Genomic DNA, 24,859 nt, shown 5'->3' on the forward strand with positions numbered 1-24,859 from the left:
ATGCTGCGACTGCCGCGGTCGACGCTCTCGCGCTTCGAGCGCTTCTCGCTCTACAACTCGCCGTACCCCGCCCACGACGGCGGCTGCGCAATCGACCTCTACGTCGCCGACGACGACCCGGTGGCCCGCTCGCCCGTCGGGGGCGTCGTCCGCGAGACGCGGACCGTCCGCGCGCCCGACAAGCCCTACGCCCACGACGACGAGTACCTCGTGCTCGTGGACGTGGACGCCGAGGCGTCCGGGCTGGACTGGCTCGGCGACCCCGACGACGACCCCCGCGACGGACTGGTCGCGCGCATCCTCCACGTCGACCCCGGCGTCGACGCGGGCGACGAGGTCGCGGTCGGCGACTCGCTGGGACGACTCGTCCGCTCGGGGTTCTTCGCCCCGTGGGTCTCGAACCACGTCCACCTCGGCTTCCGGGCCGCCGACGCGAACCACCACCGCGCCCGCGGGTCGCTCCCGGTCTCGCCCGACGTGACCGTCTCGCCGCTCGACTGGGACGGGACGGGAACCGTCGTCGAGACGGCCGAGACGTTCGTCGTCCTCGACGCCCCGGCCCGCGCCGACGCGGGGGTCGGACCCGACGAGTTCGTCGGCCTCGCCAGCGACGAGGGCGTCGTCCTCGACGGCGGCCTCGCTCACTACGGGTTCGGGGGCACGCTCTCGCCCGTCGAAAGCGGGCAGTCGCTGTCGCTCCTCGGCGAGCTGGTCGGCCGGACCGCCGGCCGCGACGTTCCGTGGACCGACTTCGACGTACTCGTCGACGGCGTTCGAGTCACCGGATTGTCACTATTCGCGTCTCGCGTCGGCTTCGGGACCAAAGTCGTCTGCCCCGGTCACGAGTTCGCCGTCGGCGACGAGGTGTCGGTCGCGATTCGTCCCAGCGCCGACCCGATTCGACTCGACTGATACCGCAGAAATAATGTTCGGCTGACACGAGAGCGCCCGCCGGGGGCGACCACACTCCCCTCCATTTTGAGGGCTCACTTTTAAATGCCTTTACTATGAAAGGGTGAGGCTCCGCAAAAAATATCCTTCGCTCGCCCGTAATTTTCTCCGTTTGTGAGACTCGACATACGAGCGCGTGCCGTCGGTTGGGTTTTCGACGCAGCCGTCGGCTTCCCGCCGCGATGACCGACGACCACGCAAGCGGGTACGAGGTCGAACTCGGACACCCGCTGGCCGGGCCGTCCTCCGACGTGGCGCTCGACGACCCCGAGTTCGAACTCACGCTCGTCGGCGGTATCCCGGTGACGGGCGAACCGGTCCCGTACTTCGTCGCCCGCGGGAGCGACCGCGAGGCGCTCGACGGCCTGCTCGACGACCACGCGAGCATCGACCGCTTCGAACCGATTTCCGACGGCCCCGAGGGTCGGCTCTACCGCTGCGAGTGGGCGACCCGCGACGGCGACATCATCTCGGCGATTCACGAGTGCGACGGCATCGTCCGGCGGATGGTCGGCACGAGCTACGGCTGGTCGCTTTCGGTGTACTTCCCGTCGAACGAACTGACCACCCGGTTCCACGACGCCTGTCTCTCCCGCGACATCGACATCGACGTTCGCCGCGTCGAACCGGCCCGCCTCGACGAGCGCCACCCGCCGGACATCGCCCTCTCGGAGAAGCAACTGACCGCGCTTCGACTCGCCTTCGAACGGGGCTACTTCGAGACGCCGAAAGAGACTGCCCTCGACGACATCGCGAGCCAGTTGGGCATCACCGAGCAGGCGCTCTCACAGCGGCTTCGCAGAGCGCTCCGACATCTCGTCGGGTCGGCGATAGACGACCTCGAACGCGACCCGCGGTCCGAGTGAAGAGCCGACGGTGCGTCAGAACGGGACCGTGGTGGGGAGGTGGCACCCGGGCGCTGGATGCCACGGTGGGGTCGGTACCGCGCCCGGACGGAGGCGACACGCGGACCCTCCGGCGGTGCGCCCGTGTGGGGGTGCTACCGACACATATCGGTACGGCGATTCTAGTAATATATCTGACCCTTGTGTGGACAATCGGTATTTAATCCGAGTCGAAGTAATCGAGATACGCCGAGGCGAACGCCCGGAGTTCGTCGTACGTCGGCGGCGACCCGTTTCTGACGAAGTGTCCAGCGACCGCGTTGCCGGCGACGAGCGACTCCGCGCGGCCGAGGCCGAGGACGTGCGCGAGCGCGAGGCCCGCGTTGAAGTGGTCGCCCGCGCTCGTCGTCAACACCGGGTCGTCCGTCCGGGGGACGCCGACGGTCGCGGTCCCCCCGTCGTCGACGAGGTGCGCCGCGTCGACGCCGTGGCCCGCGAACCGGCTGACGCCGAGGTGGTCGAACGCCGCCCGCGACTCGCGACCGAAGTCGTCGCTCTCGACGCCCGCCAGCCGCGCGAGGTAGCGTGTCTCGTAGCGATTCGCCGAGACGACGACGCGAACCGCGTCGTCCAGCGCCGACACCTGCTCGACGCCCGCGGCGACCACGGCCGGCTCCCGTTTTCTGAGGTCGCCGGGGTCCAAAAGCAGCGTCTCCGGCGGGTCCGAGAGCGTCGGCCACAGCTCCTCGCGGAGGCCGCGGGCCACGTCCGGTAGCTCGGGCATCTCCGACCAGTAGCCCATCCCGACGAGTTCGGCTCCGTCGACCAGTTCGGCCAGCCGGTCGAGGCCGACCCGCGACTCGATGCCGGCCCAGTCGAGCGTCATCAGCGCGCCGATTTCGGTGAGCATCAGCTTCCCGTCGCCGAACTCGACGGCGTCGGTGTAGCCGGGCGACCCGAGGGTCTCCAGCGGGAGGTGGCCGAACTCCTCGGCGAACGGCTCTTCGACCGGGTCGCCGAGGCAGCCGACGACTCCGGGGTCGAACCCCAATCGGTCGAAGGCGCGCGCGAGGTGGCTCACGTGGCCGCCGGTGCGGACGCCGGCTTGAATCCACTCGAAGCTGAGCGAGCTCTCGGCGTCGACCGAGTCGTTCACGCGGTCGGCGAACGCTTCGAGGGTCGGCACCCGCTCGTAGGCGTCGGCCGACTGCCGCTCGGAGACGAACTCCCGAACGCGGTCGACGTAGCCGTCGAACCCGAACAGCACCCGCCCGCCGTCGACGGTCTCGGGAAGCGGCCCCCGGCACGACTCGACCGCGCGGACCGTCGTCTCGTCTGGCGTCTCCATATCCCTCGTTCGACCGACCCGAAGGTAGGTGTTGCTGCCGCCCGAGGCGGACGCCGTCGTCGTCGGCGGTGTTCGGGAGCGTCGGCGACGGCGTTCGAGGTTGTCAGTGGTCGCTCTCCGTCGTGATTTCGAAGCGCGCGCCGCCGTCGTCGCTCTCGACGAACCAGACGCTCCAGCCGTGGGCGTTCACGACGCTCATGACGACGCTGAGGCCGAACCCCGTCCCCTCGGAGCTCGTGGTGTAGCCCGCCTCGAAGATGCGGGGCCGCTCGTCCGGCGGAATCCCCGGACCGTCGTCCGCGACGTAGAATCCGTCGCGGTCGCCGAGGGGGCCGACGCGGACGGTCACGTCGTCGCCGCCGTGGCGGACCGCGTTCGAAAAGAGGTTTTCGAGGAGCTGTCTGAGCCGCCCGCGGTGGGCGTCGACCGCGACGTCGCCGTCGACAGCGAGGGTCGCCTCCGGCGCGCCGCCCGCGGCGGTCGTCCACGCCGCCTCGGCGACGGGACGGAGCGGCAGCCGCTCTGCCGCCTCGACCATCTGGCCGTTCCGCGCGAGCGCCAGCACGTCCTCGACGATAGCGGCCATCCGCTCGTGGGCGTCGGCGACGCGGTCCAACTCGTCGCCGCCGTACTGCTCGCGGGCGAGGTCGAGATAGCCCATCGCCGCGTTGAGCGGGTTCTTGAGGTCGTGGGAGACGACCGACGCGAACGATTCGAGCTGTTCGTTCTGGCTGGCGAGTTCGCGCTCGCGCTTCCGCAGGAGTCGCTCGCGTTCGACCCGGTCCAAGACGGCACGGGTGTTCGCGGCCAGCACCTTCGCCAGCGCGATGCGCTGGTCGGCCAGCTCACCCTCGTCGAGCGAGGCGACGAAGAACACGCCGTGGTCGGGAATCGGGACGATGAGCTCCTCTCTGACCCCGGCGTCGCGGACGGCCCGCCGAGGGTTCGAGTCCACGTCCCGGTAGAGGTTGTGCTCGCCGCGCTCGAACACCTCCCACGTCAGGCCGGTCCCCCGCGGAATCGGCGGCACGTCGCCGAACACCGCCCACGCCTCGTCGGTGAACGCCGCCGGGACGAGCGCGTCCAGCGACTCGTCGTACAGGAGGACGCCGCTGATCGCGTAGTCGAGGATTTCGGTGGCGGCCTCGCGGACGATGTCGGCGACCTCCTCGCGGCTCGTCGCCCCCGTCAGCCGTCGGGTCGACGCGTGGAGCGCGTTGAGCCGCTGTTCGTACCGCTTTCGCTCCGTGACGTCCGTCGAGATGGCGACCGCGCCCACGACCTCGCCGTCGTCGCCGACGATGGGCGAGACGGTGAACTCGACCACGTACACTTCTTCCGGGAGCGACAGCTCGATTTCGAAGCGCTCGCGCTCGCTCTCGCCGCCGAGGACGGCGTCGAGGGCGGCCTCGGCGCGCTCGTACTGGTCGGCGGCGAGATAGCCGGCGTCGCACAGCGCGGAGACGTGCCGGCCGACGAACGCCGACATGGGGATGTTCGTCCGCGACAGCGCGGCCTCGTTGATGAACTGGACGACACCCGCCTCGTCGACCACGTACGCGCCCTGTCCGATGCTCTCGACGATGGTCTCGTAGCGCTTGAGCCGCTGTTCGTAGCTCCGCTGTTCGGTCACGTTCCGCGAGGTGACGACGAACCCGTCGACCGAGGTATCCGTCTGGTTGCTCCCCACGGATTCGAGCCACGTCCACGACCCCTCGGCGTTCCGGTGACGGTAGCGGACGGGGTCGGTCCCGTCGGCTCCGGTCTGGAGCGCGCGCTCGAAAACCTCCTCGACGTCCTCCCAGTCGTCGGGGTGAATCAGGTCGGAGACGGACCTCCCGACCAGTTCGCCGGGCTCGAAGCCGAGCACGTCGGCGACCGAGGGGCTCTGGTACCTGATTCGCCCGTCGGTCCCGACGAGGGTGACGAGGTCCCGAGCCAGCTCCACGAGGCCGCGGAACCGCGCCTCCGTGGCCCGCTGTTCGGTCACGTCGCGCACCGAGACGAGGACCCCGTAGGAGCCGTGATACTCGATTTCCCTGACGTTCGCCGAACACTCGCGGGTATTGCCGTCGGCGTCGACGATGCGTGTCTCGTAGCTCACGGGGGCGTCGCCGCCCCGCCGCCGCGTCGCGGCGATGGCGGCGGCCCGCTCGCGGTCGTCGGAGTGGACGACGCTCAACACCGGCGTCTCGGCGAGTTCACCGTCGCTCAGGCCGGTGAGTTCGGTCAGCCGGCGGTTCCAAAAGCGGAACTCGCCGCCCTGCGTGACGAAGATGGCGTCGTGGCTCTGTTCGACGACGGTCCGATACAGCGAGTCCGAGTTCCGGTCGCTCGACGCCCACCGTGAGAACTCGATGACTCGTTCGACTCGCGCGGCGACCGAGTCGGCCGCCGCCGGCACTTCCGGTTCGTCGAGGGCGATGGCACCGCCGCCGTGGGCCGACTCACCGGCGCTCGCGGTCCCGTCGCCGACGAGGAAAAACACCGGGACCACGCCGGCCCGGCCGCGGACGCGGGAGACGAACCCGGTGTCGACGTCGCCGCAGAGGACGACGCCGCCGACTCCGCCGTCGAGGACGTCGAACACTGCGTCCGGTCCCGCGCACGACTCTGTTGTGAACCCGCGTCGCTCGACAGCCTCGACGAGGTCGTCGGGGCACTCGTCGACGAGAACGACGCGGGAATCGCTCATACCCGTACCAGTCCGGGAACGTGTATATACTTCACGCGGTTCCGGTGTGACGACTTCCCGCTCGCTTCGCCCGTGAGAATTCCGTCGGGTCCACTCGGCTCGGCCTCATTCCCCCGACGACTTCCCGCTCGCTTCGCTCGCGGGAATCCCGTCGGGGTGTCACCGACCGTCGGTTACATACTATCTGACATACTCGTTCGTGATATGACCGACGACTTTCCCGCCGAGGCCGCGGCCATCGTCCAGCGACACATCGAGGACGAACACGGCTACCTGTCGTGGCTCGACACCAGCGTCGACGCCATCGAGCGCGGCCGCATCGTGATGACCATCCCGTACGACGAGAAGCTCACCAACACCGTGTCGCCGCCCACCATCCACGGCGGCATCGCGGCGACGCTCATCGACACCGCGGGCGGCATCGCCCTCCGGACGATGCTCGACGACCCGGTCGCCGGCGGCGTCGCCACCATCAACCTCAACGTGAACTACCTGCGGCGGGCGTCGGGCGACCTGACGGCGGTCGCGGAGGTGGTCCGCGCGGGCGGGTCGGTCGGCGTGAGCACTATCACCGTCGTCAGCACCGACCCCGAGGAGGACGCCGACGTGGCCGCCCGACAGTCGCCGTCGAGCGACTGGGACGACGCCGTCGCAACCGGACAGGGCGCGTATCGGCTCTTTCGGGACTGAACCGCGGTCGGGTCGGGTCGGGTCGGGTCGGGTCGGGGACGGGGCTGAGGTGGATGCCGGGGCCGAATCAGCGGTCGCGGTCCGACCGCGTCCTGCCGCCCCCGGCTACTCGAACGCCACGTCCGCGAGCGTCGTCGTCTCGCCGAACAGCCAGTCGGCGTGATCGACGGCGTACTCCTTGTGTCCTTCCTCGATGTAGCCGAGCGCGTCGGCGACGAGAATCGGTCGGTAGTCCCGCAGGCCCGCGCTTCCGGCGGTGTGGAGGACGCAGACGTTCGCCAGCGTGCCGCAGATGAGCAGGTCGTCCACGCCGTGGCTGTCGAGCCAGCCCTCCAACTGCGTTTGGTGGAACGCGTCGTAGGTGTGCTTCTCGACGACGAGGTCCTCGTCGCGCACGTCGAGGTCGCCGTGGAGGTCGGCGTCCCACGTCCCCTCGACGACGTGTTCCCCCCAGCGCTCGAACTCGTCGTAGTAGTGGTTGCCGTCGAACTGCTCCGGCGGGTGGACGTCGCGGGTGTAGACGACGCGCGCGCCGGCGTCGCGGGCGGCGGCGACGAGCTCCGTGACGGGGCCGACCGCGGATTCGCTCCCCGGCGCGAACAGGCTCCCGTCGGGGTGACAAAAGCCGTTCTGCATATCGACGACGACCACCGCGGTTCGCTTCGGGTCGAGTGCCATGTGCGTGGGTTGCGCCGGGACGACCAAAACAGTACGCCGGTCAGATTCGACCCGCCCGACGCGACCGGCCCGAACCGCATCGCGGTCCGCCGGTTCGACGCCCGAACCCGACAAGGTACTTCACTCCGGAGTCTAAGGGTACGATATGCGAACCACCGGTCTCCGCGCCGTTTTCGCCGCCGTGCTCTTGGTTCTCGCCGGCTGTGCCGCCCCCACGGCCGCGCCCGGCGGCGACGCGTCGCCCGCGACCCCCGACCCGGACAGAGACGGCTTCGACGACCCCGACCAGGACGTGCTCGGCTGGGAGAACGGCTACTGGTACGACGAACCCATCGCGGTCGACCAGTCCGACGGCCTGAACGACTCCGAGATGGAAGCGTACGTCGCCCGCGGGATGGCCCGCGTCGAGCACATCCGACAGCTGGAGTTCGACGAGCGCGTCCCCGTCAGCGTCATCTCCCGCGACGAATACCGGAGCGCCAACGCCGGCGGCTCCGGCTCGCCCGACTCCGAGTTCAACCGCTGGAACGACCAAGTGTGGGAGGCGCTTTTCATCGCCGGTGAGTCGACCACGAGCGCGAACGCCATCTCGGCGACGACCGGGAGTTCGGTCCTCGGCTTCTACTCGCCGTCCGACGGCGAAATCAAGGTCGTCACCGACTCACCGGGCGAGCCGACCATCGACAACGCCACGCTCGTCCACGAACTGGTCCACGCCGTACAGGACCAGCGGTTCGACCTGACCGACGCCCGCTTCCGCAGCGAGACGCAGGACGGCGACCTCGCCACCGACGGCATCATCGAGGGCGACGCCAGCTACGTCGAACGACAGTACAGCGAGCGGTGCGCGGCCGGGACGTGGGACTGCGTCGTCACGCCCGACACCGAAAACAGCCGCGGCGGCAGCCCGAACCTCGGCGTCCTGATCACCATCTACCAGCCGTACTCCGACGGCCCGGTGTACGTCCACGACCTCTACGAGCGGGGCGGCTGGGCGGCCGTCAACGACGCCCTGCGCGACCCGCCGGCGTCCACCGAACAGACCATCCACGTGACCGACGAGTCGCCGCGTCCCGTCTCCTTCGCCGACGAGGGGACGAACGGCTGGACCACCTTCCCCGACCAGGGTGTCGAGGGCTCCGACACGGTCGGCGAGGCGTCTATCTTCTCGATGTTCTGGTATCAGGCCCGCACGTCCGGCGCGGAGACCGTCCGCGTCCAGTCCATCCTCGACACGGACTCGCGGTACGACACGTACAACTACGACGCCGCGCCGTCGAACGGCTGGGCGAACGACCGCCTGTTCCCCTACCGTAACGCGGCCGGCGCGGACACCGAGTACGGCTACGTCTGGGTGACCGAGTGGGACACCGACGGCGACGCGCGGGAGTTCCGCGACGCCTACCTGAACATCCTCAGCGCCCACGACGCCGCCCGGCGGGACGACGGCGTCTACGTCGTCGAGGACGGCCCGTTCAACGACGCCTTCCGGGTCGTCCGCACGGGCGACCGCGTCGTCGTCGTCAACGGGCCGACGCCCGCCGACGTGGACGAGATTCGGCCGGGGCTCGCGTCGTAACCCCCACGCCGAGGCGCTTTTTCCCCTCCCGCCCGTGGACTCGCTATGAACCGCCGCCTCGCCGCCGTTCTCTCTGCAGTTCTGCTCGTCGTCGCCGGCTGTGCCGCCCCCGTCGCCGACCCGGGCGCCGCGGGGGACGACTCGGACGCCGCGGTCGGGGCCGCGGACCCGGCCGCCGACTGGTCGTGGCCCGACGACCCGCCGACCGACCGACTGGGCTGGGAGAACGGCTACTGGTACAACGAGTCCATCGCGGTCGACCAGTCCGACGGACTGAACGACTCCGAGATGGAGGTGTTCGTCGCCCGCACGATGGCCCGCGTCGAGGTCGTCCGCGGACTCGAATTCGAGGAGTCCGTGCCGGTCGAGGTCGTCTCGCGCGCCGAGTACCGAAACGAGTCCGACGAGTCGACCGACCCGGTCCACGGCGACTGGAACGACCAGGTGTGGGAGGCGCTGTTGCTGGTCGGCGAGGACCGGACCATCGACGAGGTGTTCGACGAGCTGTACGGCGGCGTGGTGCTCGGCTACTACTCCACCTCCGAGGACCGCATCGTCGTCGTGAGCAACGACGCCCAACCGACCATCGACCGGCAGACGCTCGCCCACGAACTGGTCCACGCCGCACAGGACCAGCAGTTCGGTCTGGGCGGTTCCCCGTCGACGCAGGACGCCCAACTCGCCCACAGCGGGCTGGTCGAAGGCGACGCCCGCTACGTCGACCGCCTGTACGAGGCCCGCTGCGAGGCCGACTGGGACTGCGTTTCCCGCCCGTCGAGCAGTGGGTCGGGCGGCGGGGCGGTCGACTATCCGGTCTTCCTCGTCATCTACACGCCCTACAGCGAGGGGCCGACGTTCGTCTCGGACCTGCGCGAGCGGGGCGGCTGGGCGGCCGTCGACGACGCCTACGCGACCCGCCCCACCTCGACCGAGCAGGTGCTCCACCCGAACCGATACCCCGACGAGCGCCCGGTCGAGGTGACGGTCGAAGACCGCTCGTCGGCCGCGTGGACGCGCTACGACACCGACCCCGTCGCCGACGCGGTCGGCGAGGCGTCCATCTTCGCGACGTTCTGGAAGCACCGCGCCGTCGACCGGGCGAGCCTCCAACAGGACCCCGGCGCGTACTCGCCGTACAACTACACGGCCGACCCCTCCGAGGGCTGGGCCGGCGACGCGGTGGTTCCCTACCGCCCGGCGTCGGACGAGACCTACGAGGCGAACCCCCACGAGCGCGGCTACGTCTGGCGGACGGTCTGGGACACCGAGGCGGACGCCGAGCAGTTCGAGCGGGCGTACGTGAACGACACGCTCCGACTCTCCCTCGACGCGTCGGCCGCGGGCGAGGACACCTACCGCGTTGACGACGGCCCCTTCGCGGACGCCTACCGGGTGACGAGAGACGGCGACACGGTCACCGTCGTCAACGCGCCGACGGTGGAACAGTTGGACGAGGTTCACCAGCGAAGCTAGGGGAAAGTACTTGTGAATCGGCTGACAGTTGCTCCGTATGCCCAGCCAACTCGGTCGCTTCGCGCTCGTCGCCTCCTTGCTCGTCCTGTCCGTCGCGGCCTTCCTCTTCGTCACTGGGTCGCTCGTTCCGTGGTCGAACAGTTGCCCGCCGCAACTCGACGTGGACCCGGCCGACGACGTTCCCGCCGACGCGGAGATAGTCGCCTACGAGTCGCTCACGCCCGCCGAACGGGCCGCCTTCGACGACGCGCTGGCCGCTGAATCGATGATTTCGCTCGAAGACCGGCCGTGGTCGCCGGGCACCGGGTACGTCCGGAAGAACGGGACGGTCTACTTCGCGGCCGTCGCCGTCTGCTGACCCGTTGAAGAGAATTCGTCTTCGACGCACGTGACCGATTATACACCTTTTTCATCGGCCGGGTGGAATCCGCGCCAATGAGTGACTTCGATATCGTCGGTCCCGAGGCCATCCGCGACGGCGTCGCGACCGACGCCTACTTCGAGCGGACCGAGGCGACCCTCCGGCACGCGGGCAAGAACCCCCGCGTCGTCGCCGAGGTGACGGCCGACCAGTTCCCCGACGGCGAGTTCGAGCTGTTCGCCGGCGTGAAGGACGCCGCGGAACTGCTCTCCGGCCGCGATATCGACGTCGACGCGATGCCCGAGGGCACGCTGTTCGACGGCGGCCCCGTGATGCGAATCGAGGGCGACTATCTGGAGTTCGCCCGACTCGAAACCTCGCTTCTGGGCTTCCTCTCGCACGCGTCGGGCTGTGCGACGGCCGCCCTCGAAGCCCGCTCGGCGGCCCCCGACTCGACGGTGCTGTCGTTCGGCGCGCGGCACGTCCACCCCGCCATCGCCGCGATGGTCGAGCGGAGCGCCCTCGTGGCCGGCCTCGACGGCTTCTCGCACGTCGCCGCCGGCGAGATTCTCGGGAAGGAGGCGTCGGGGACGATGCCCCACGCACTGCTCATCGCCTTCGGGCGCGGCCATCAGGCCGAGGCGTTCCGCGCGTTCGACGAGGCGGTCGCCGAGGACGTGCCGCGGGTCGCCCTCTGTGACACCTACGGCGACGAGACCGAGGAGGTGCTACAGGCGGTCGAGGCGCTCGGCGACGACCTCGACAGCGTCCGCCTCGACACCACCTCCTCGCGGCGGGGCGACTTCCGCCACATCGTCCGCGAGGTCCGCTGGGAGCTCGACGCCCGCGGCCACGAGGACGTGGGCATCTTCGTGAGCGGCGGTCTCGGCCCGGCCGAACTCCGCCACCTCCGCGACGTGGTCGAGGGATTCGGCGTCGGCGGCTACATCTCGAACGCCAATCCGGTCGACTTCGCGCTCGACATCGTCGAGGTCGACGGCGAACCGGCGGCCAAGCGGGGCAAGCTCTCGGGCGTCAAAGAGGTCTACCGCACGGCCGACGGCGGCCACCACGTCGGCCTCCGCGGGCGGCCCGGCCCGACCGACGGCGAGGCGCTCCTCGAACCGCTCGTCCGAGACGGCGAGGTCGTCTCGGCGTTCGACTTCGACATCGACGCGGCCGCGACGCGGGCCAAGGAAGACGCCGAGCGCGTCGGCTTCGGCGACGAGTAAGCGCGTTCTCGTTCTGCGGCGGCGCTCGGGGCCGTCGCTCGTCAGTTCGGTTCTCTCCCCCCAAGGAGTCGAGTCGTCGCCGCGACGACTTACAGCGCTTCGACGCTCCCGCCGTCGTCGCGCTCGCGGAAGACCTGCCCTTCGAACAGGGTAATCATCGTGTCGTCGTCCTGCCACGCCAGCGGCGACAGGCCGGCTTTGCGGCAGGCGTTCGTGAGGAACTCCTCTTTCGACCAGCCGAGTTCGACGGGCAGCGTCGGGTACATCCAGCCGTGGGTGCCGCCGGCGTCGATGGCGATTCCGTGGGTGCCGAGTTCGATGTCTGCGACTGGGTCGTTAGTCAGCGTGTAATTGTTGACGATACAAACAGAGATGTTCAGATTCGGGAGTTCGGGCGCTTCGATTTCGGTCTGGCACGAGTCGCCCGAGGCGGCCTTTATCGCCGCGTCGACGATCGCATGACCGAGTTGGTCTTTCCCCCGATACGCGCCCGCACAGCCCCGAAGTCGACCCCGCCCCCGTGTCGACTTGATGCGAACGAACGCCCCGGTTCGGGCGTAAAACGCGTCGCGCATGCTGCCCGGTTGTTCTCTCTGTCCGTGAAGAACGTACGATTCGACCGATTCCCGCGCTAGTTCGACCGCCCGCGCCCCATCATCGTAGGTGAGGTGTACGGTCTGCGCCTCGGACATACTACCATTCAAGTCCTGTGGTGACTTCAACGCTTCCCTCGAATGTTATCCCGCTGTTATGTGGTTTCGTTGCGATATAACGTGCGGCTAAACTCCGGTAGGACCCGGTTAATCGAACCGCTTATCCGACCGACCGGACTAGGGTAGGTCGGCAGAGAGAGCCCAGTTCCCGTGCCCGAGACGGGCATGAGGAAAGTCCCCCCACCGTCCGAACGGGTGACCGGGCGCAAGCCCGGAGTCGGAGACGGCTGGCGCTGGAACAGAAACGAGACCGCTCGACCCGACCGATGATGCGCGCGCGACGGCCACGCCGTCGCCGGCGCGGACGGTTTCACCGTCCGCGAGCGAACCGACCCGTAAGGGGAGGGAGTTAACCCGCAGAGGGAGAGATGGCTTCCGCCATCGCCGACGGTCGAGAACGGATGGAACGGCGAATCCTCACCGGTGCAAGTCCGCGCCGCGAAGGTAGTTCGGACGGCGCGTCGGGTTCGCCCGTCGTGCCCTCGGGGCTCGCCCCGAGAAGGACGCGGACGCTGAGCCGAATGCTGGGACGAACAGAAGGGGGCTTACTCCTCTCAGCCGCTTTCGAACCCCGAGCGACCGCTCCGTCGGTCGCCGCGTCGGGAAACGCTCTTGACCGTCCGCCACCGCAGTCTCGGTATGCGCGGTTCGACTCTCCTCGTCGCGGCGCTCGTCGTCCTCGCCGGCTGTGCCGCGCCGGTGCCGACCGGAAACGACGCGACGACAGCGACGACCGCCACGTCCGCGGCCTCGCCCTCGACCACCGACTCGGCGACCGCTGCGACCGCGACACCGGCGACTTCGCCTCCCCCCACGACCGCGACCGCGACCGCCACGCCCACCGCGTCGCCGACGTCCGAACCGACAACGACGTTCACGCCCGCGTCCGGATACGGGCCGTGGGGGTCCGACCCCGTCGTGGTCGCCGTCGAAGCGCCCGACGACGACCGCGACTACGCCGCGTTCGTGAGCGAGGCGACGGCGTACTGGGAGGTGAACGACTCGCGCTACCTCGGGTACGAAGTCGACTACGAGGTCGACGCCGACGCCCGCGACCCGGACGTCGTGGTCCGCTTTACCGACACCGTCCCGGAGTGCAGCGGACAGGACGACGCGGCCGGCTGCGCGCCGTATCTCACCGACGCGCGACAGATCGACCGCCCCGAAACCGTCTACATCCGCACCGGATACGGCGACGACTCGACGGTGAACATCGTCAAACACGAACTCGGTCACACCCTCGGACTCGCTCACGGCGACGAGCCCGCGGAGCTGATGAACGCCACGGGTATCCTCTACACGCTCCCGCAGACGAACGCGACCGAGAAGGCGTTCCCGTGGGACGACCCGAACTTCACGGTCTACGTCGACGACGCGAACGCCTCGGACCCCGACGCGGCCCGCGAGCAGATTCGCCACGCCCTCGACTACTTCGAAGACGGCGCGCCGGGGATGCCCGACAACCTCACCTACACCTACGTGGACGACCCGGCGGACGCCGAGGTGCGCATCTCCTTCGCGGACACCTCGCCGTGCGCCGCGGGCGCGGCCTCCTGTGCCATCGCCGGCGGCTACGACCCCGACGGCGACGACGCCTTAGAGACCTACGGCGAGTATCGGGTCGTCCTCGTCGACCTCGACACCGAGGCCGTCGGCTGGCACGTCGGCTACTGGACCGCCCACTACCTCGGCGCGGAGGCCGACGACGACAAGCCCGAACCGTTCCGGAACGCGACGTACGGAGAGCGGCGGAGCGAGTGGTGGGCGTAGCGCGGTCACCGCGTCGCGCGTCGGGCGCGCGCTTCCGAAACCGCCGGTCTTGACCACCCCGAATCGGCCGAGTCCTTCTTTGGTACGGCCCGCGTAGACGTTGTCGTGATTCCCACCGACAGGCACGGCGACGCCCACCCCGCGTTCGACGAGGAGTCGTTCCGCGACGCGCTCGCCGAGTTCGGCGGCACCGACGCCGAACGCCGTGTCGTCGCCCGGCAGGCCCGCGACCTCGCCGACTCGGGGCAGGCCGAGGCCGACCGCGGCGCGCCGCTCACGGGCGACGAAATCGTGCGCAACATGCGCGACGCGCCCGAGGGCGGCCCCGCGACGCGCTGGAACTGGTGGCTCGGGGCGCTCGAAGCCGCCTACGGCGGCTACCGCGAGTTCCAAGTTCGCCGCATCCCGAAAGCCTGAGCGTCGCCCTCCGCCCGCTTTGCGGCCCTGTCGGTCGTCGGTTTCGCCGCGCTCCGGCGGCGCGGCACGCTCCCCGCTCGCCCGCAGCCTCCCGGGGATATCTGTCGCTTCTGAGCGGTCAGAACCCGCCGAGCGACCCGCGTTTTCCCCCGTTCAAAACCAAAGCAGATTACACGCTTGTTACAGAAGAGGTGTGTAACGCGTACGACCAACCCTACCGGTGATGCCTACTCTACAATGACAGACAACTACGACGTGATTATCGCGGGCGCGGGTCCCGCAGGTGGACAGGCGGCACGAGACCTCGCCGCCCGAGACTACGACGTGTGCGTCCTCGAAACCGAGTCCGAAGACGAGTTCCCCTCCAGGAGCAACAAATCGACCGCCGGGACGTTCCCGTCGACGATGGCCTCGTTCAACATCCCCGACGAGGTCGTGATGAACTTCACCGACGACGTCGTCCTGGAGTCCCCGAACAACCACTACCACCGGCATCAGCCCGGTGCGGTCCTCGAATTCGCCGACTTCAAGAACTGGCTCGTCGACGAGGCGGAGGCCGACGGCGCGGAGTACTTGTTCGACGCACGCGTCTCCAAACCCGTCATGGAGGGCGGCGAAATCGTCGGCGTCCGCTACAACGGCGACGAGGAGGTGTACGCCGACATCGTCATCGACGCCACCGGCCCGAGCGCGCCGCTCGCCAAGGCCCTCGACGTCTGCGACCTCCGCCGCGAGAAGCAGGCCATCGGCATCGAGTACGAGTTCGAGGGCATGGACCTCGCGCCCGACGGCTACGGCGACCTCACCGACGCGATGATGCTTCGGCTCGACCACGACATCGCGCCCGGCGGCTACTCGTGGATATTCCACACCGGCGGCGACACCGCGAAGGTCGGCGTCTGCTACATCCAAAACGAGGGGCACCGCCACAACGCCAAGTCGGGCTACACCATCGACGACTACCTCCAGTACTGGACCGAGTCCGACCCGCGCTTCGCGAACGCGGAGCGCATCGCGGGCAAACAGCACCGCGGCTCCGCGCACATCCAACTGCCGGGTCGCATGAGCACGGACAACTTCATGGCCATCGGTGACACGGTCCCGACCGTCGACCCGCTGTGGGGCGAGGGCATCGACAAGTGCATGCGCTCGGGCCGGGTCGCGGCCGCGACCGCCGACCGCGCGCTCACCAACTCCGACCGCGACACCTCGGCGTCCGAGCTCGCCGTCTACGACCAGCTGTGGCACGAGCGGGTCGCGCCGAAGGTGAAAAACCGGCTGTTCATGACGGAGATGCTCTACCGCGCCTCCAACGAGCGCTACGACAAACTGCTCGAAGACCTCCATCGCCTCCCGAACGAGCAGTTGGACGCCGCGAACGGCGGCAGTCCGCTCGCCATGTTCCGCATGCTCAAGTTCGAAGACCTCTCTATCCTCGCGTCCACCGCGCGAGACTGGTTCTCGGACTGAGGCCGCCGGTCGGCACGCGCGTCTCTCTCGGTCCCCCCGCGTCCCCGCTTCGTCTCTCTCCGTTCTCGTCTCTCTCGTCGAGCCGCTCACCCGGTTCTGTCGTCGTCGCTCCCACCGTCATCCCCACCGAGCGCCGCCAGCGCGTCGGCCAGCGCCGCCCGCGCCGATGCCACGTGTTCGTCCGCCGGTTCGTCTTCGGTTCCGTCGACGTTCGACAGCAGGCGTTCGACGTGGCCGAGTCGCGTCCGGACCACCTCGTCGTCCGGGAGCGGGCCGACCGCGAGGTCGCCCGCGACCGCCTCCGCCTCGCCGAGCCATCGGCTCGCGTCCTCGCGGACGGGCCGGGTCGCCGTCGCGGCGAGGCGGTCGTGGAGCGTCGTCACCAGTCGGTCGAGGTCGCCGCGGTCGGGTTCGGCGTCGGATTCGAGGTCGCCGTCGGCGTCGGAGTCAGGGTCGGAGCCGGTCACGCCTCGGGAGACGGCGGCCGGCCTGAAAAGCGTCGAGCCCGCGAGTCCGTCGGCCCGGCCGGACCGACGAGCAAAAGCCCCTCCGGTCGGTACTGCCGGCAATGAAACTCCAGTTCCTCGGCGGGGCCGAGGAGGTCGGGCGCAGCGCGATTCTCGTCAACGACTCGCTGCTGGTCGACTACGGGATGCTGACCGGGAACCCCCCGCAGTTCCCCGTCGGCTCCGTGGACCCCGACGCCGTCGTCGTCTCCCACGGCCACCTCGACCACGTCGGGACGGTCCCCTCGCTCCTGTCGGGCGACGACTGGCCGGCGGTCCACTGGACGCCGCCGACCGACGAACTCGCCCGGACCCTCGCGCGCGACACGCTCAAACTCCACGGCGGGAGCTACAACTGCCCGTTCACCGAGACGCACGTCCGGCGGATGACCCAGCAGTCGGCACACCACGACTACGGCGAGGCGTTCGAGGCCGCCGGCCACGAGGTCACGTTCTACAACGCGGGCCACATCCCCGGCAGCGCCCACGTCCTCGTCGACGACGGCGAGACGCGCCTGCTGTACACCGCCGACTTCCACACCGACGACCAGCGGTTGGTTTCGGGCACGACCGACCGCCCCGACGCCGACGTGGTCATCTGCGAATCAACGTACTCCGACGTGGAACACGACGACCGCGCGACCGTCGAGGAGCGCTTCGTCGAATCGGTGCGGACGACCGTCTGGGAGGGCGGCACCGTCGTCGTCCCCGCGTTCGCCATCGGCCGGACGCAGGAGATTCTCATGGTGCTCGACGCCCACGACATCGACTGCTACGTCGACGGCATGGGAATACGCGTGCTGAAGATGCTCGGAAACCACCCCGACTACGTCCGCGACGCGGCGGCGCTCAAGCGGGCGAAGTCGAACGCCCGAATCGTCTCGGGCCGGGACGGCCAGCGAAAGCGCATCGCTCGGCAGAACTCGGTCATCGTGACGACGAGCGGGATGCTCTCCGGCGGCCCGGCGATGACGTACATCCCCGAGATACGGGGCGACCCGACGAACAAAATCTGTCTCACCGGCTATCAGGTAGAGGGGACGCCGGGCAGGGAACTGGTCGAACGCGGCCGCTGCGAACTCAACGGCGGCGTCGTCCCGGTGGCCGCCCGCGCCGAGATGTACGACTTCTCCGCCCACGCCGACCGACACGGGCTCCTGTCGTTCCTCGACGACTACCGCGACGCGCCGGTGTTCGTGAACCACGGCGACCGCTGTGCGGCGTTCGCCGAGGAGCTACGCGCCGACGGCTACGAGGCCGCGGCTCCCGCAATCGGGGCGACGGTCGAGGTCTGAGCCGCGCGGCGGTCGGGGCGAATCGCCCCGCGGCGGCTGACGGAGCACCGGCCCTCGACGCTCAGACGCGGTCGTCGGCGTCGTCGTCGTCGGGCACCGCTATCGACCGACTCGCGGCGACGCACGCGGACACGCGGAGGCGGGTCCGCCGCGAGCCGAAGCGACCGACGAACGAGCGGAGCTTCCCACCGGACGAATCCGAACTCATACTTTTAGGTTGGCCTAAATAAATATAGTCGTTGCGGTCGGCGCGCGTCCGGTTCCCGGGAGGACCCCCGCGATAGCCCCCGGTCGAAGCCCTTCGTTTCGCCTGCAACGTTCTGACTGTCTCGGTTTCCGACGCGTCAGTCGCGTTCGAGTCGCTCGCGGCGGCGGTCGAACTCCTCGTCGTCGATGTCGCCGCGGGCGTAGGCCCGGCGGAGTTCGTCGAGCGCGCTGTCGCTCCCGTCGCGCAGGGCGCGGAACAGGAGGACGCCGCCGGCGACGACCACCGCGAGGACGAGCAGTTGGCCGAGGAGGCCCATCCCCCACATCCACCACGGGACGGTCCCGCCGGTCCCGCCGTGCATCCACGTGTCGTGCATCCAGCCGCCGCCCCACCCCATCGGCATGCCGCCGCCGAGGCCGGCCATCCCGAAGAGGGCGGGGAGCGCGAACAGCGCGACCAGCGCGAGCAGGACGATGCCCGCGAGTCGCGTCGAGTCGTTTGTCGTCGTCATGGTGTTCACCGAGGCGGCGGTGGCCGCCCCATAGATACCAGTACGCGCTCCACGTTTAGGTCGATTGTCGCTTCGAGCCTTCGACTCCAACGCCGTCAAAGATTAGATTTCCACGCTTTGCGCCGCCCGGAGGTTAGAATCTTCGGCGCGGTCGGACACGGCGTTCGCTCGGACAGCCGGTCGTGATTTTTTCCCGACAGCTGCCGGTTCATACTTGAACCCCGCTGTCCTTTTCGCCGGTATGCCTGGTCGGTTGCACGTCCTCGTCGTCAGCGAGGACGCCGCCGTTCGCGAGCGTCTCGCCGCCGAGCTTCCCGCCGCGGTCGGCGACGCGACGACCGAGGTCCGCGTCTCGACTGCCGACAGCCCCGGCGCGGTTCACGCGGTGCTCGAACGAAGTCGCATCGACTGCCTCGTCGTCTCGACCGAGGCCACCGACTCGGAGGGGCGACCGCTCGTCTCGAAGCTCCGCGTCGACGGCGTGCCGCTCGTCTCGTTCGAGCGGTCGGTCCCCGACGAACACGACCTCGACAACCTCGGGCACGTCGTCTACGACGCCGCCCGGAACACCGTCGGCTCGCTCGACCACCGCGCGCTCTTCGAGGCCGTCAACGTCGGGCTCGCGGTTCGAAACCTCGAAACGCTCGAACTCGTCGACATCAACCAACAGTACCTGGATATCCTCGGCATCGACCGCGCGTCGGTCATCGACACGAATCCGACGCACGTGACCGCGGACGTCCCCGGCTACGACGCCGAGCGCGCCTTCGACGAGGTCGAGACCGCCCGCGAGGAGGGCGGGTCCGTTTTCACGTGGCCCATCGAGAACGCCGCCGGCGACACCGTTTGGATTCGCGTCAGCCTCACCGTCGCCGAGATATCGGGCCGGGACCGACTCATCTCGACGGTCGAAGACGTGACGGCGGAGTGCCGCCGAGAGCGCGACCTCGAAGCGTTCCAGGGCGCGGTCGACGCCGTCGACGCCGGGGTCACCATCACGGAGGACGACCGACACGTGTACGTCAACGAGGCCGCGGCCGACATCTGCGGCTACCCGAACACCGAGGCGATGCTCGGGACGGGCTGGGGCAACCTCCACGACGAGGCGGAACTCGAACGGCTCAGAGAGACGATTCCGCCCGCGCTCGAAGCCGACGGGAAGTGGCAAGGCGAGGTGTCGATTCGCCGGCTCGACGACGAACTCGTTCCGGTTCGGTTCTCCATCACGTCTCTCGAAGGCGACCGGAACGTCATCGTCTTCCAGAGCCTCTCCGAGCAGAAGCTCCGCGAGGACGAACTCGAACGGAGCCGCGACTTCCTCGAACGCACCCAGCGCATCTCGAAGGTGGGCGGCTGGGAACTCGACCTCGTGACCGCCACGCTGGCGTGGACTGACCAGACCAAGCGCATCCACGCGGTGTCGCTCGACTACGAGCCGACGGTCGACGACGCCGTCGAGTTCTACGCCGCCGAGGAGCGAGACCGGGTCCGCGAACTGCTGGACCGCTGCCGGTCCGAGGGCGTCCCGTGGGAAGACGAGTTCCGACTGGTCACCGCCGAAGGGGCGGAGGTGTGGGTCCGCACCCGCGGCGAACCCGTCATCCGCGACGGGCGGGTGTCGTCGCTCAGGGGGACGATTCAGGACGTGACCGCCCGCCGCACCCGCGAGGACGAACTCGAACGGATGAACGCCGAACTGGAGGCGCTGAACCGCATCGTCCGCCACGACATCCGAAACGACATGGCCGTCGTCGTCGGCTGGGCGGAGCTCCTCCGAGAGCACGTCGACGAGGAGGGCGCGGACATCCTCTCGCGCATCCTCTCGACGGGTCGCCACACCACCGAGATAACCGAGGTCGCCCGCGACCTCATGGAGACGATGAGCGGCGGCGGCGTCGAGACTCGCCCGATGTCGCTCGCCAACGCCGTCGAGCGCGAACTCGCAGTCCGCCGCGAGGCGTTCCCCCGCGCGACGTTCGAGGTGGACGGCGAGATTCCGGACGTGGCGGTGCGCGCGAACCCGCTCATCGCGTCGGTGCTCGGCAACCTCCTCAACAACGCCGTCCAGCACAACGCCGACGACACCGTCGTCACCGTCTCGGCGACCGTGGACGACGACGCCCAGACGGCGCGCATCCGCATCGCCGACGACGGCTCGGGCATCCCCGACGCGCGGAAGTCGGTCGTCTTCGGCAAGGGCGAAAAGGGACTGGAGAGCACCGGCACCGGCCTCGGACTCTACCTCGTCAACCAACTGGTCGACTCGTTCGGCGGCGAGGTCCACTTCGAGGACAACGACCCGATGGGGGCGGTGGCCGTCGTCTCCATCCCGCTCGCGGCGGTCGCCTGAGCCGGCCGCCCTCTCAGACCGTGTCGGTCGGCTCGTGGGACTCGGCCATCTCGCTCGCGGCGGTCGCCTGAGCCGGCCGCCCTCTCAGACCGTGTCGGTCGGCTCGTGGGACTCGGCCATCTCGCTCGCGGCGGCCGCGTAGGCCTCTCTCGTCTCCTCGTCGCCGACGCGGCCCAGTTCGTCTTCGGGCACGTCGACGGCGGCGTAGGTGTCGCGCACGTCGGACTCGAAGCTCGTCAGCGAGCGCTCCTTCCGGTGGTAGCGCGTCCCGTCGGGGGTCGCGTACACGAGGATGATGATGTTCTGTTCGTCGTCGGAGTAGGTCCGTTCGACCAGCCACGTTCGCACGTCGTTCGACATGGTCGGTAGTACGTGACCAACCGTGATACGCTCCCGGGCGACTGTCAGTCCTCGATGCCCAACTCGTCGAGGAGCGTCTCCAGCGTGTAGCTCTGGAGCGCCCGGTGGCTGTCGCGCATCGAGGAGATGACGAACGTCGAGTTCGTTCGCTCGACCTCCGGCGTCGCCTCGAAGTCGCTGATGAGGCGCTCCACGCGGTCGGAGTCCGCGAGGTGGGCGACGACGATGAAGTCCGTCTCACCCATCGTGAAGTAGAGCTGTGTGACGCCCTCTATCTCCAGCAGTTTGTTCCCGACTTCCTCGTACGACCCGCTGTAGTCCGCCAGCACTTCCACGACCACGGTGACGCCGAGTCCGAACGCCTCTAAGTCGATGTCGTAGAGGTCGTTTTCGATGACGCCGTCGTCCTTCAGGTTGTTCAGGCGGTAGTGGATGGTCGACACGGGGATGTCCGTCGCTTCGTGTAGCTTCTCGGGACTGCCCGTCCCGAGGTCCGCGATGGCCTTCAACAGGCGCACGTCGCGTTCGTCCATACCCTCCCGTTGCGGTCGGTGAGGTAAGTCCTTGTTCTGTCCGCCGTTTTCGCCACCTCTCGAATCCAATCGAACTATCACGAATTATACGTCGTTTGATACAGTAAAACACAGAAAATATATTCTAAACTCCAACTCAATCTGGTTCTCTTGTAGAAGACTTTAACACGGTGGGTCTCTGAGAGATGAAACAGATTCGACTATGACGCGAACCACTTGGACAAACATTCCGACGACGCCCCTGCTTTTCGTCGCGCTCGCGGCGATGTGGGGCACCTCGTTCGTCGCCATCGAGGTCGGCTTGGAGTTCTTCCCGACGCTCTCTTTCGCCGCGCTCCGCTACGAACTCGCCGGCCTCGTGATGCTGGCGTACGCCCTCTACTCGACCGACCGCTGGCGGCCGGAGACGAGAGACGAACTGCTCGCGACCGCCATCGGCGCGGTGTTCATCATCGCCGCCCACCACGGCCTGCTGTACCTCGGACAGGAACACGTCCCCGGCGCGGTGGCCTCCATCATCATCAGCCTCTCGCCTATCCTGACCGCCGTCTTCGCCTCGTTCGTCCTCACCGAGGGGTCGCTGGGGAGGACCGCCACGGTCGGACTGCTCGCCGGCTTCGCCGGCGTCGTCCTCGTCGCCGACCCCGTCTCTGCGTTCTCCGGCTCGGCCGGGTCGACGCAGGGGCTCGGCATCGTCCTCATCTTCCTCGCCGCGGTGTCGTTCGCGCTCGGCGCGGTCCTCACCCGCCCGCTCCGGACCGACCTCCCGGTCCAGTCGATGCAGGCGTGGGCGATGCTCGGCGGCGGCGTCCTGCTCCACGGCTGGGCGCTCGCCAACGGCGAGTCGCTTTCGGCCATCGAACTCGCCCCCGCCGGCATCGCGTCGTTCCTCTACCTGACGCTCGTCTCCGGCGCGGTGGCGTTCCTCCTCTACTTCGAACTGTTGGACCGCCTCGGCCCGACCGAACTCAACCTCATCGGCTACGTCGAACCCGTGGTCGCGGCGCTCATGAGTTGGGCGCTCCTCGGCCACGTCATCGACGCGACGGCGCTCGTCGGCTTCGGAGCCATCTTCTTCGGCTTCGCGGCGATGAAAAAGGAGACGCTGGTGTCCGTCGCCGTCGCGGTCCGGCGACGGGTCGCCGCGTAGGTTCGGCTTCGGTCTGCCGTCTCCGCTTCACGTTCTGTTGCACTCCGTTGACCCGGAGCGCACCCGAGTGAGAGGGTCCGGTGGCTGTCTGCCGCGGTCTCACTCTTCGAGGAAGCCGAGCTGCTCGGCGATCTCCCGCGGGTCGTAGTACATCCGTTCTTCCCGTATCTCGCCGTCCGCGATGACGAACTTCGACATCCCCCTGTGTTCGAACGTGCGGCCGGTCGGGGGGAGCCCGTTGAACTCCCCTTCGTGCGTGCCTGTCCCCGTCCACTCGGTCATGACTATCTCCTCGCCTTCGAGCGCGGCCTCGGGGGTGATCGTGAAGTCGGGGAACGCGGTTCGAAGTTGACGAACGTACGCTTCGAAGGCGTCCGGCCCGCGCACTTCGCCGCCCGGAGCGCTCGGTTCGTAGGCCACGAACGAATCGGAGAGCACGTCTATCTTCGAGAACTCCCCGTGCCACAGCGCGAGGTAGTCACTCATGGGCTGTTCGTGTTTGGTTACGGTGGTCTCGGTCATGGTTCTAGTCGACCGACCTATACTTCGTGCCGAAACGATATACCGTTGTCAGGTAACTCCCGACCTGCGAGAACCGCCTTCGCTCGACTGCGGGCGACCGATACGCGCCTTCTGTTCAGCAGGGTCTCGACAACCCGTCAGCGACCGAGAATTTCAGAGAGCCAGTACTCTCACTCCGCTTCGGCGGGGACGCTCCCCCGGAGACCGACCACCCGGGCCACGCTGTCGCGCTGGACGAGGACGAACCCCGAGAGGATGACGCCGAAGCCGAGGACGGTCGCCGGCGAGACGGACTCGCCGAGGAACGCCCAGCCGGTGACGGTGGCGACGACCGGCATCGCGTAGGCGACGAGGTTGCCGCGGACCGGGCCGGCCTCCGCGAGGAGCGCGAAGTAGACCGGGTAGGCCGCGGCGGTCGCGGGCATGCCGACGTAGAGAATCGCGGCGACGAGTTCCGGCGACCACGCGACCTGCGCGACCGACTCGCCGAGACCGAGGCTCGCGGCGTGGATGCCGACGGCGGCGGCCGCCATCGCCCACGCGGTCTGCGGGAGCGTCCCGATAGAGGGTCCGACGCGCTTGAGCAGGACGGTCCCGAAGGCGACCGACAGCGCCGAACAGACGATGAGCGCCTGTCCGACGCTCCCGCCGCCGAGGACGCTCTGGGGGCCGACGATGACGACGACGCCGACGAGTCCGAGCAGGATGCCGGCGGCGTCGACCGCCGAGATGCGCGCGTCGTCGAGGAGCAGGACGGCGAACACCGGGGAGGCGACGGGCATGATGCTGTACATGACCGCCGCCGCGCCGGTCGTCGCGTGCTGCTGGCCGAGGAACAGGAACACGTTGTTCGCCCCGAGGACGAACGCGGCGCTGGCGAGGATGCCGAGGGCGTCGGCGCGGGTCCGCGGGAGCCAGTAACCGCCGCGGACGGCGACGAGCGTCAGGAGGACGACGGCGGCGACGTCGACGCGGAAGGCGGCGAACAGCACCGGGGGCACCGAGCCGATGGCGGCCTTGATGCCGACGAAGGAGGTGCCGAACAGCGCCGCGGCCGCGACGAAGAGGACGAGGGTCCGGTGACGGCTCACGCCACCACCCCCCGCGCTGTGGCCGGCGTTCGATTCGCCGGGCGGGCGCGGGAGGTGGAGTGCGGTCGACGCTCGGTGCGTGGACGGCGTAGAGGCGTCGTCTGTATCACA

General features: G+C 68.9%; 24 protein-coding genes and 1 other RNA gene. 14 read left to right on the top strand and 11 right to left on the bottom strand.

The window, feature by feature from the left end:
• Window positions 1–912 carry a hypothetical protein gene (locus NDI65_RS18690; protein WP_089776972.1) on the top strand — a complete coding sequence of 304 codons (912 nt, stop codon included), beginning with the start codon at window positions 1–3 and terminating at the stop codon, window positions 910–912.
• Window positions 913–1,133: 221 nt separating this feature from the next.
• Window positions 1,134–1,817 carry a helix-turn-helix domain-containing protein gene (locus NDI65_RS18695; protein ID WP_089776971.1) on the top strand — a complete coding sequence of 228 codons (684 nt, stop codon included), beginning with the start codon at window positions 1,134–1,136 and terminating at the stop codon, window positions 1,815–1,817.
• 199 nt (window positions 1,818–2,016) lie between these two features.
• Here the strand turns inward: NDI65_RS18695 and NDI65_RS18700 are convergent, their stop codons facing one another.
• Window positions 2,017–3,144, bottom strand: a complete 1,128-nt coding sequence (locus NDI65_RS18700) for a hypothetical protein (RefSeq protein WP_310894085.1) — start codon at window positions 3,142–3,144, stop codon at window positions 2,017–2,019.
• A 103-nt stretch (window positions 3,145–3,247) separates the two neighbouring features.
• Complete coding sequence (locus NDI65_RS18705) at window positions 3,248–5,839, bottom strand: PAS domain S-box protein (RefSeq protein ID WP_310894086.1); 2,592 nt, start codon at window positions 5,837–5,839, stop codon at window positions 3,248–3,250.
• A 204-nt stretch (window positions 5,840–6,043) separates the two neighbouring features.
• On the opposite strand from NDI65_RS18705, the gene NDI65_RS18710 reads away from it, so the two are divergent.
• Entirely contained in the window at window positions 6,044–6,529 is a 486-nt protein-coding gene (locus tag NDI65_RS18710; RefSeq protein ID WP_089776969.1) for a PaaI family thioesterase, read from the top strand.
• A gap of 105 nt (window positions 6,530–6,634) precedes the next feature.
• On the opposite strand, the gene NDI65_RS18715 is transcribed toward NDI65_RS18710, so the two are convergent.
• A complete protein-coding gene (locus NDI65_RS18715) occupies window positions 6,635–7,207 on the bottom strand; it encodes an isochorismatase family cysteine hydrolase (protein WP_089776968.1) in 573 nt (190 codons plus the stop codon).
• Window positions 7,208–7,352: 145 nt separating this feature from the next.
• On the opposite strand from NDI65_RS18715, the gene NDI65_RS18720 reads away from it, so the two are divergent.
• From NDI65_RS18720 to NDI65_RS18735, 4 genes are all read left to right on the top strand, one after another.
• Window positions 7,353–8,786: an Hvo_1808 family surface protein gene (locus NDI65_RS18720; protein WP_089776967.1), complete on the top strand. Its 1,434-nt coding sequence runs from the start codon at window positions 7,353–7,355 to the stop codon at window positions 8,784–8,786.
• A 45-nt stretch (window positions 8,787–8,831) separates the two neighbouring features.
• On the top strand, window positions 8,832–10,259 hold the full coding sequence (locus NDI65_RS18725; protein ID WP_089776966.1) for an Hvo_1808 family surface protein: 1,428 nt from the start codon (window positions 8,832–8,834) through the stop codon (window positions 10,257–10,259).
• A 37-nt stretch (window positions 10,260–10,296) separates the two neighbouring features.
• Entirely contained in the window at window positions 10,297–10,617 is a 321-nt protein-coding gene (locus tag NDI65_RS18730; RefSeq protein ID WP_089776965.1) for a hypothetical protein, read from the top strand.
• A gap of 77 nt (window positions 10,618–10,694) precedes the next feature.
• Window positions 10,695–11,852 (top strand): nicotinate phosphoribosyltransferase, encoded by a 1,158-nt coding sequence (locus NDI65_RS18735; RefSeq protein ID WP_089776964.1) that lies wholly within the window; start codon window positions 10,695–10,697, stop codon window positions 11,850–11,852.
• An 89-nt stretch (window positions 11,853–11,941) separates the two neighbouring features.
• Here NDI65_RS18735 and NDI65_RS18740 read toward each other — a convergent pair whose 3' ends face one another.
• Window positions 11,942–12,544 carry a TIGR00296 family protein gene (locus NDI65_RS18740; protein ID WP_004041686.1) on the bottom strand — a complete coding sequence of 201 codons (603 nt, stop codon included), beginning with the start codon at window positions 12,542–12,544 and terminating at the stop codon, window positions 11,942–11,944.
• A 150-nt stretch (window positions 12,545–12,694) separates the two neighbouring features.
• On the opposite strand from NDI65_RS18740, the gene rnpB reads away from it, so the two are divergent.
• The 4 genes from rnpB to NDI65_RS18760 all read left to right on the top strand — a co-directional run bounded on the left by rnpB (window position 12,695) and on the right by NDI65_RS18760 (window position 16,222).
• Window positions 12,695–13,125, top strand: an RNA gene (gene rnpB / locus NDI65_RS18745) — RNase P RNA component.
• Window positions 13,126–13,204: 79 nt separating this feature from the next.
• Window positions 13,205–14,335, top strand: a complete 1,131-nt coding sequence (locus tag NDI65_RS18750) for a matrixin (RefSeq protein WP_089776963.1) — start codon at window positions 13,205–13,207, stop codon at window positions 14,333–14,335.
• A gap of 105 nt (window positions 14,336–14,440) precedes the next feature.
• Window positions 14,441–14,752 carry a hypothetical protein gene (locus NDI65_RS18755; protein ID WP_058566260.1) on the top strand — a complete coding sequence of 104 codons (312 nt, stop codon included), beginning with the start codon at window positions 14,441–14,443 and terminating at the stop codon, window positions 14,750–14,752.
• Between the two features lie 237 nt (window positions 14,753–14,989).
• The gene (locus tag NDI65_RS18760; protein ID WP_089776962.1) at window positions 14,990–16,222 is read left to right on the top strand and encodes a digeranylgeranylglycerophospholipid reductase; all 1,233 of its coding nucleotides are present in this window, start codon (window positions 14,990–14,992) and stop codon (window positions 16,220–16,222) included.
• An 86-nt stretch (window positions 16,223–16,308) separates the two neighbouring features.
• Here the strand turns inward: NDI65_RS18760 and NDI65_RS18765 are convergent, their stop codons facing one another.
• Window positions 16,309–16,689, bottom strand: coding sequence for a hypothetical protein (locus NDI65_RS18765; protein WP_193310918.1), 381 nt, complete (start codon window positions 16,687–16,689; stop codon window positions 16,309–16,311).
• A gap of 101 nt (window positions 16,690–16,790) precedes the next feature.
• On the opposite strand from NDI65_RS18765, the gene NDI65_RS18770 reads away from it, so the two are divergent.
• A complete protein-coding gene (locus tag NDI65_RS18770) occupies window positions 16,791–18,023 on the top strand; it encodes an MBL fold metallo-hydrolase (protein WP_089776961.1) in 1,233 nt (410 codons plus the stop codon).
• A 61-nt stretch (window positions 18,024–18,084) separates the two neighbouring features.
• On the opposite strand, the gene NDI65_RS18775 is transcribed toward NDI65_RS18770, so the two are convergent.
• Both NDI65_RS18775 and NDI65_RS18780 read right to left on the bottom strand, forming a co-directional pair.
• Window positions 18,085–18,231, bottom strand: a complete 147-nt coding sequence (locus NDI65_RS18775) for a hypothetical protein (RefSeq protein WP_167344089.1) — start codon at window positions 18,229–18,231, stop codon at window positions 18,085–18,087.
• Window positions 18,232–18,367: 136 nt separating this feature from the next.
• A complete protein-coding gene (locus NDI65_RS18780) occupies window positions 18,368–18,742 on the bottom strand; it encodes an SHOCT domain-containing protein (RefSeq protein ID WP_089777297.1) in 375 nt (124 codons plus the stop codon).
• A 241-nt stretch (window positions 18,743–18,983) separates the two neighbouring features.
• On the opposite strand from NDI65_RS18780, the gene NDI65_RS18785 reads away from it, so the two are divergent.
• On the top strand, window positions 18,984–21,092 hold the full coding sequence (locus NDI65_RS18785; protein ID WP_089776960.1) for a PAS domain-containing sensor histidine kinase: 2,109 nt from the start codon (window positions 18,984–18,986) through the stop codon (window positions 21,090–21,092).
• Between the two features lie 84 nt (window positions 21,093–21,176).
• On the opposite strand, the gene NDI65_RS18790 is transcribed toward NDI65_RS18785, so the two are convergent.
• Window positions 21,177–21,452, bottom strand: coding sequence for a hypothetical protein (locus NDI65_RS18790; protein ID WP_089776959.1), 276 nt, complete (start codon window positions 21,450–21,452; stop codon window positions 21,177–21,179).
• 44 nt (window positions 21,453–21,496) lie between these two features.
• A complete protein-coding gene (locus NDI65_RS18795) occupies window positions 21,497–21,985 on the bottom strand; it encodes an Lrp/AsnC family transcriptional regulator (protein ID WP_004041677.1) in 489 nt (162 codons plus the stop codon).
• Between the two features lie 202 nt (window positions 21,986–22,187).
• Between NDI65_RS18795 and NDI65_RS18800 the strand changes: the two genes are divergently transcribed.
• Entirely contained in the window at window positions 22,188–23,135 is a 948-nt protein-coding gene (locus NDI65_RS18800) for an EamA family transporter (protein WP_089776958.1), read from the top strand.
• Window positions 23,136–23,234: 99 nt separating this feature from the next.
• Here NDI65_RS18800 and NDI65_RS18805 read toward each other — a convergent pair whose 3' ends face one another.
• Window positions 23,235–23,657 carry an ester cyclase gene (locus tag NDI65_RS18805; protein ID WP_089776957.1) on the bottom strand — a complete coding sequence of 141 codons (423 nt, stop codon included), beginning with the start codon at window positions 23,655–23,657 and terminating at the stop codon, window positions 23,235–23,237.
• Between the two features lie 170 nt (window positions 23,658–23,827).
• The gene (locus tag NDI65_RS18810; RefSeq protein ID WP_089776956.1) at window positions 23,828–24,748 is read right to left on the bottom strand and encodes a DMT family transporter; all 921 of its coding nucleotides are present in this window, start codon (window positions 24,746–24,748) and stop codon (window positions 23,828–23,830) included.
• Window positions 24,749–24,859 lie beyond the last annotated feature (111 nt).

The organism is Haloferax sp. S2CR25 (assembly GCF_031624535.1).
Lineage (GTDB): Archaea > Halobacteriota > Halobacteria > Halobacteriales > Haloferacaceae > Haloferax > Haloferax massiliensis.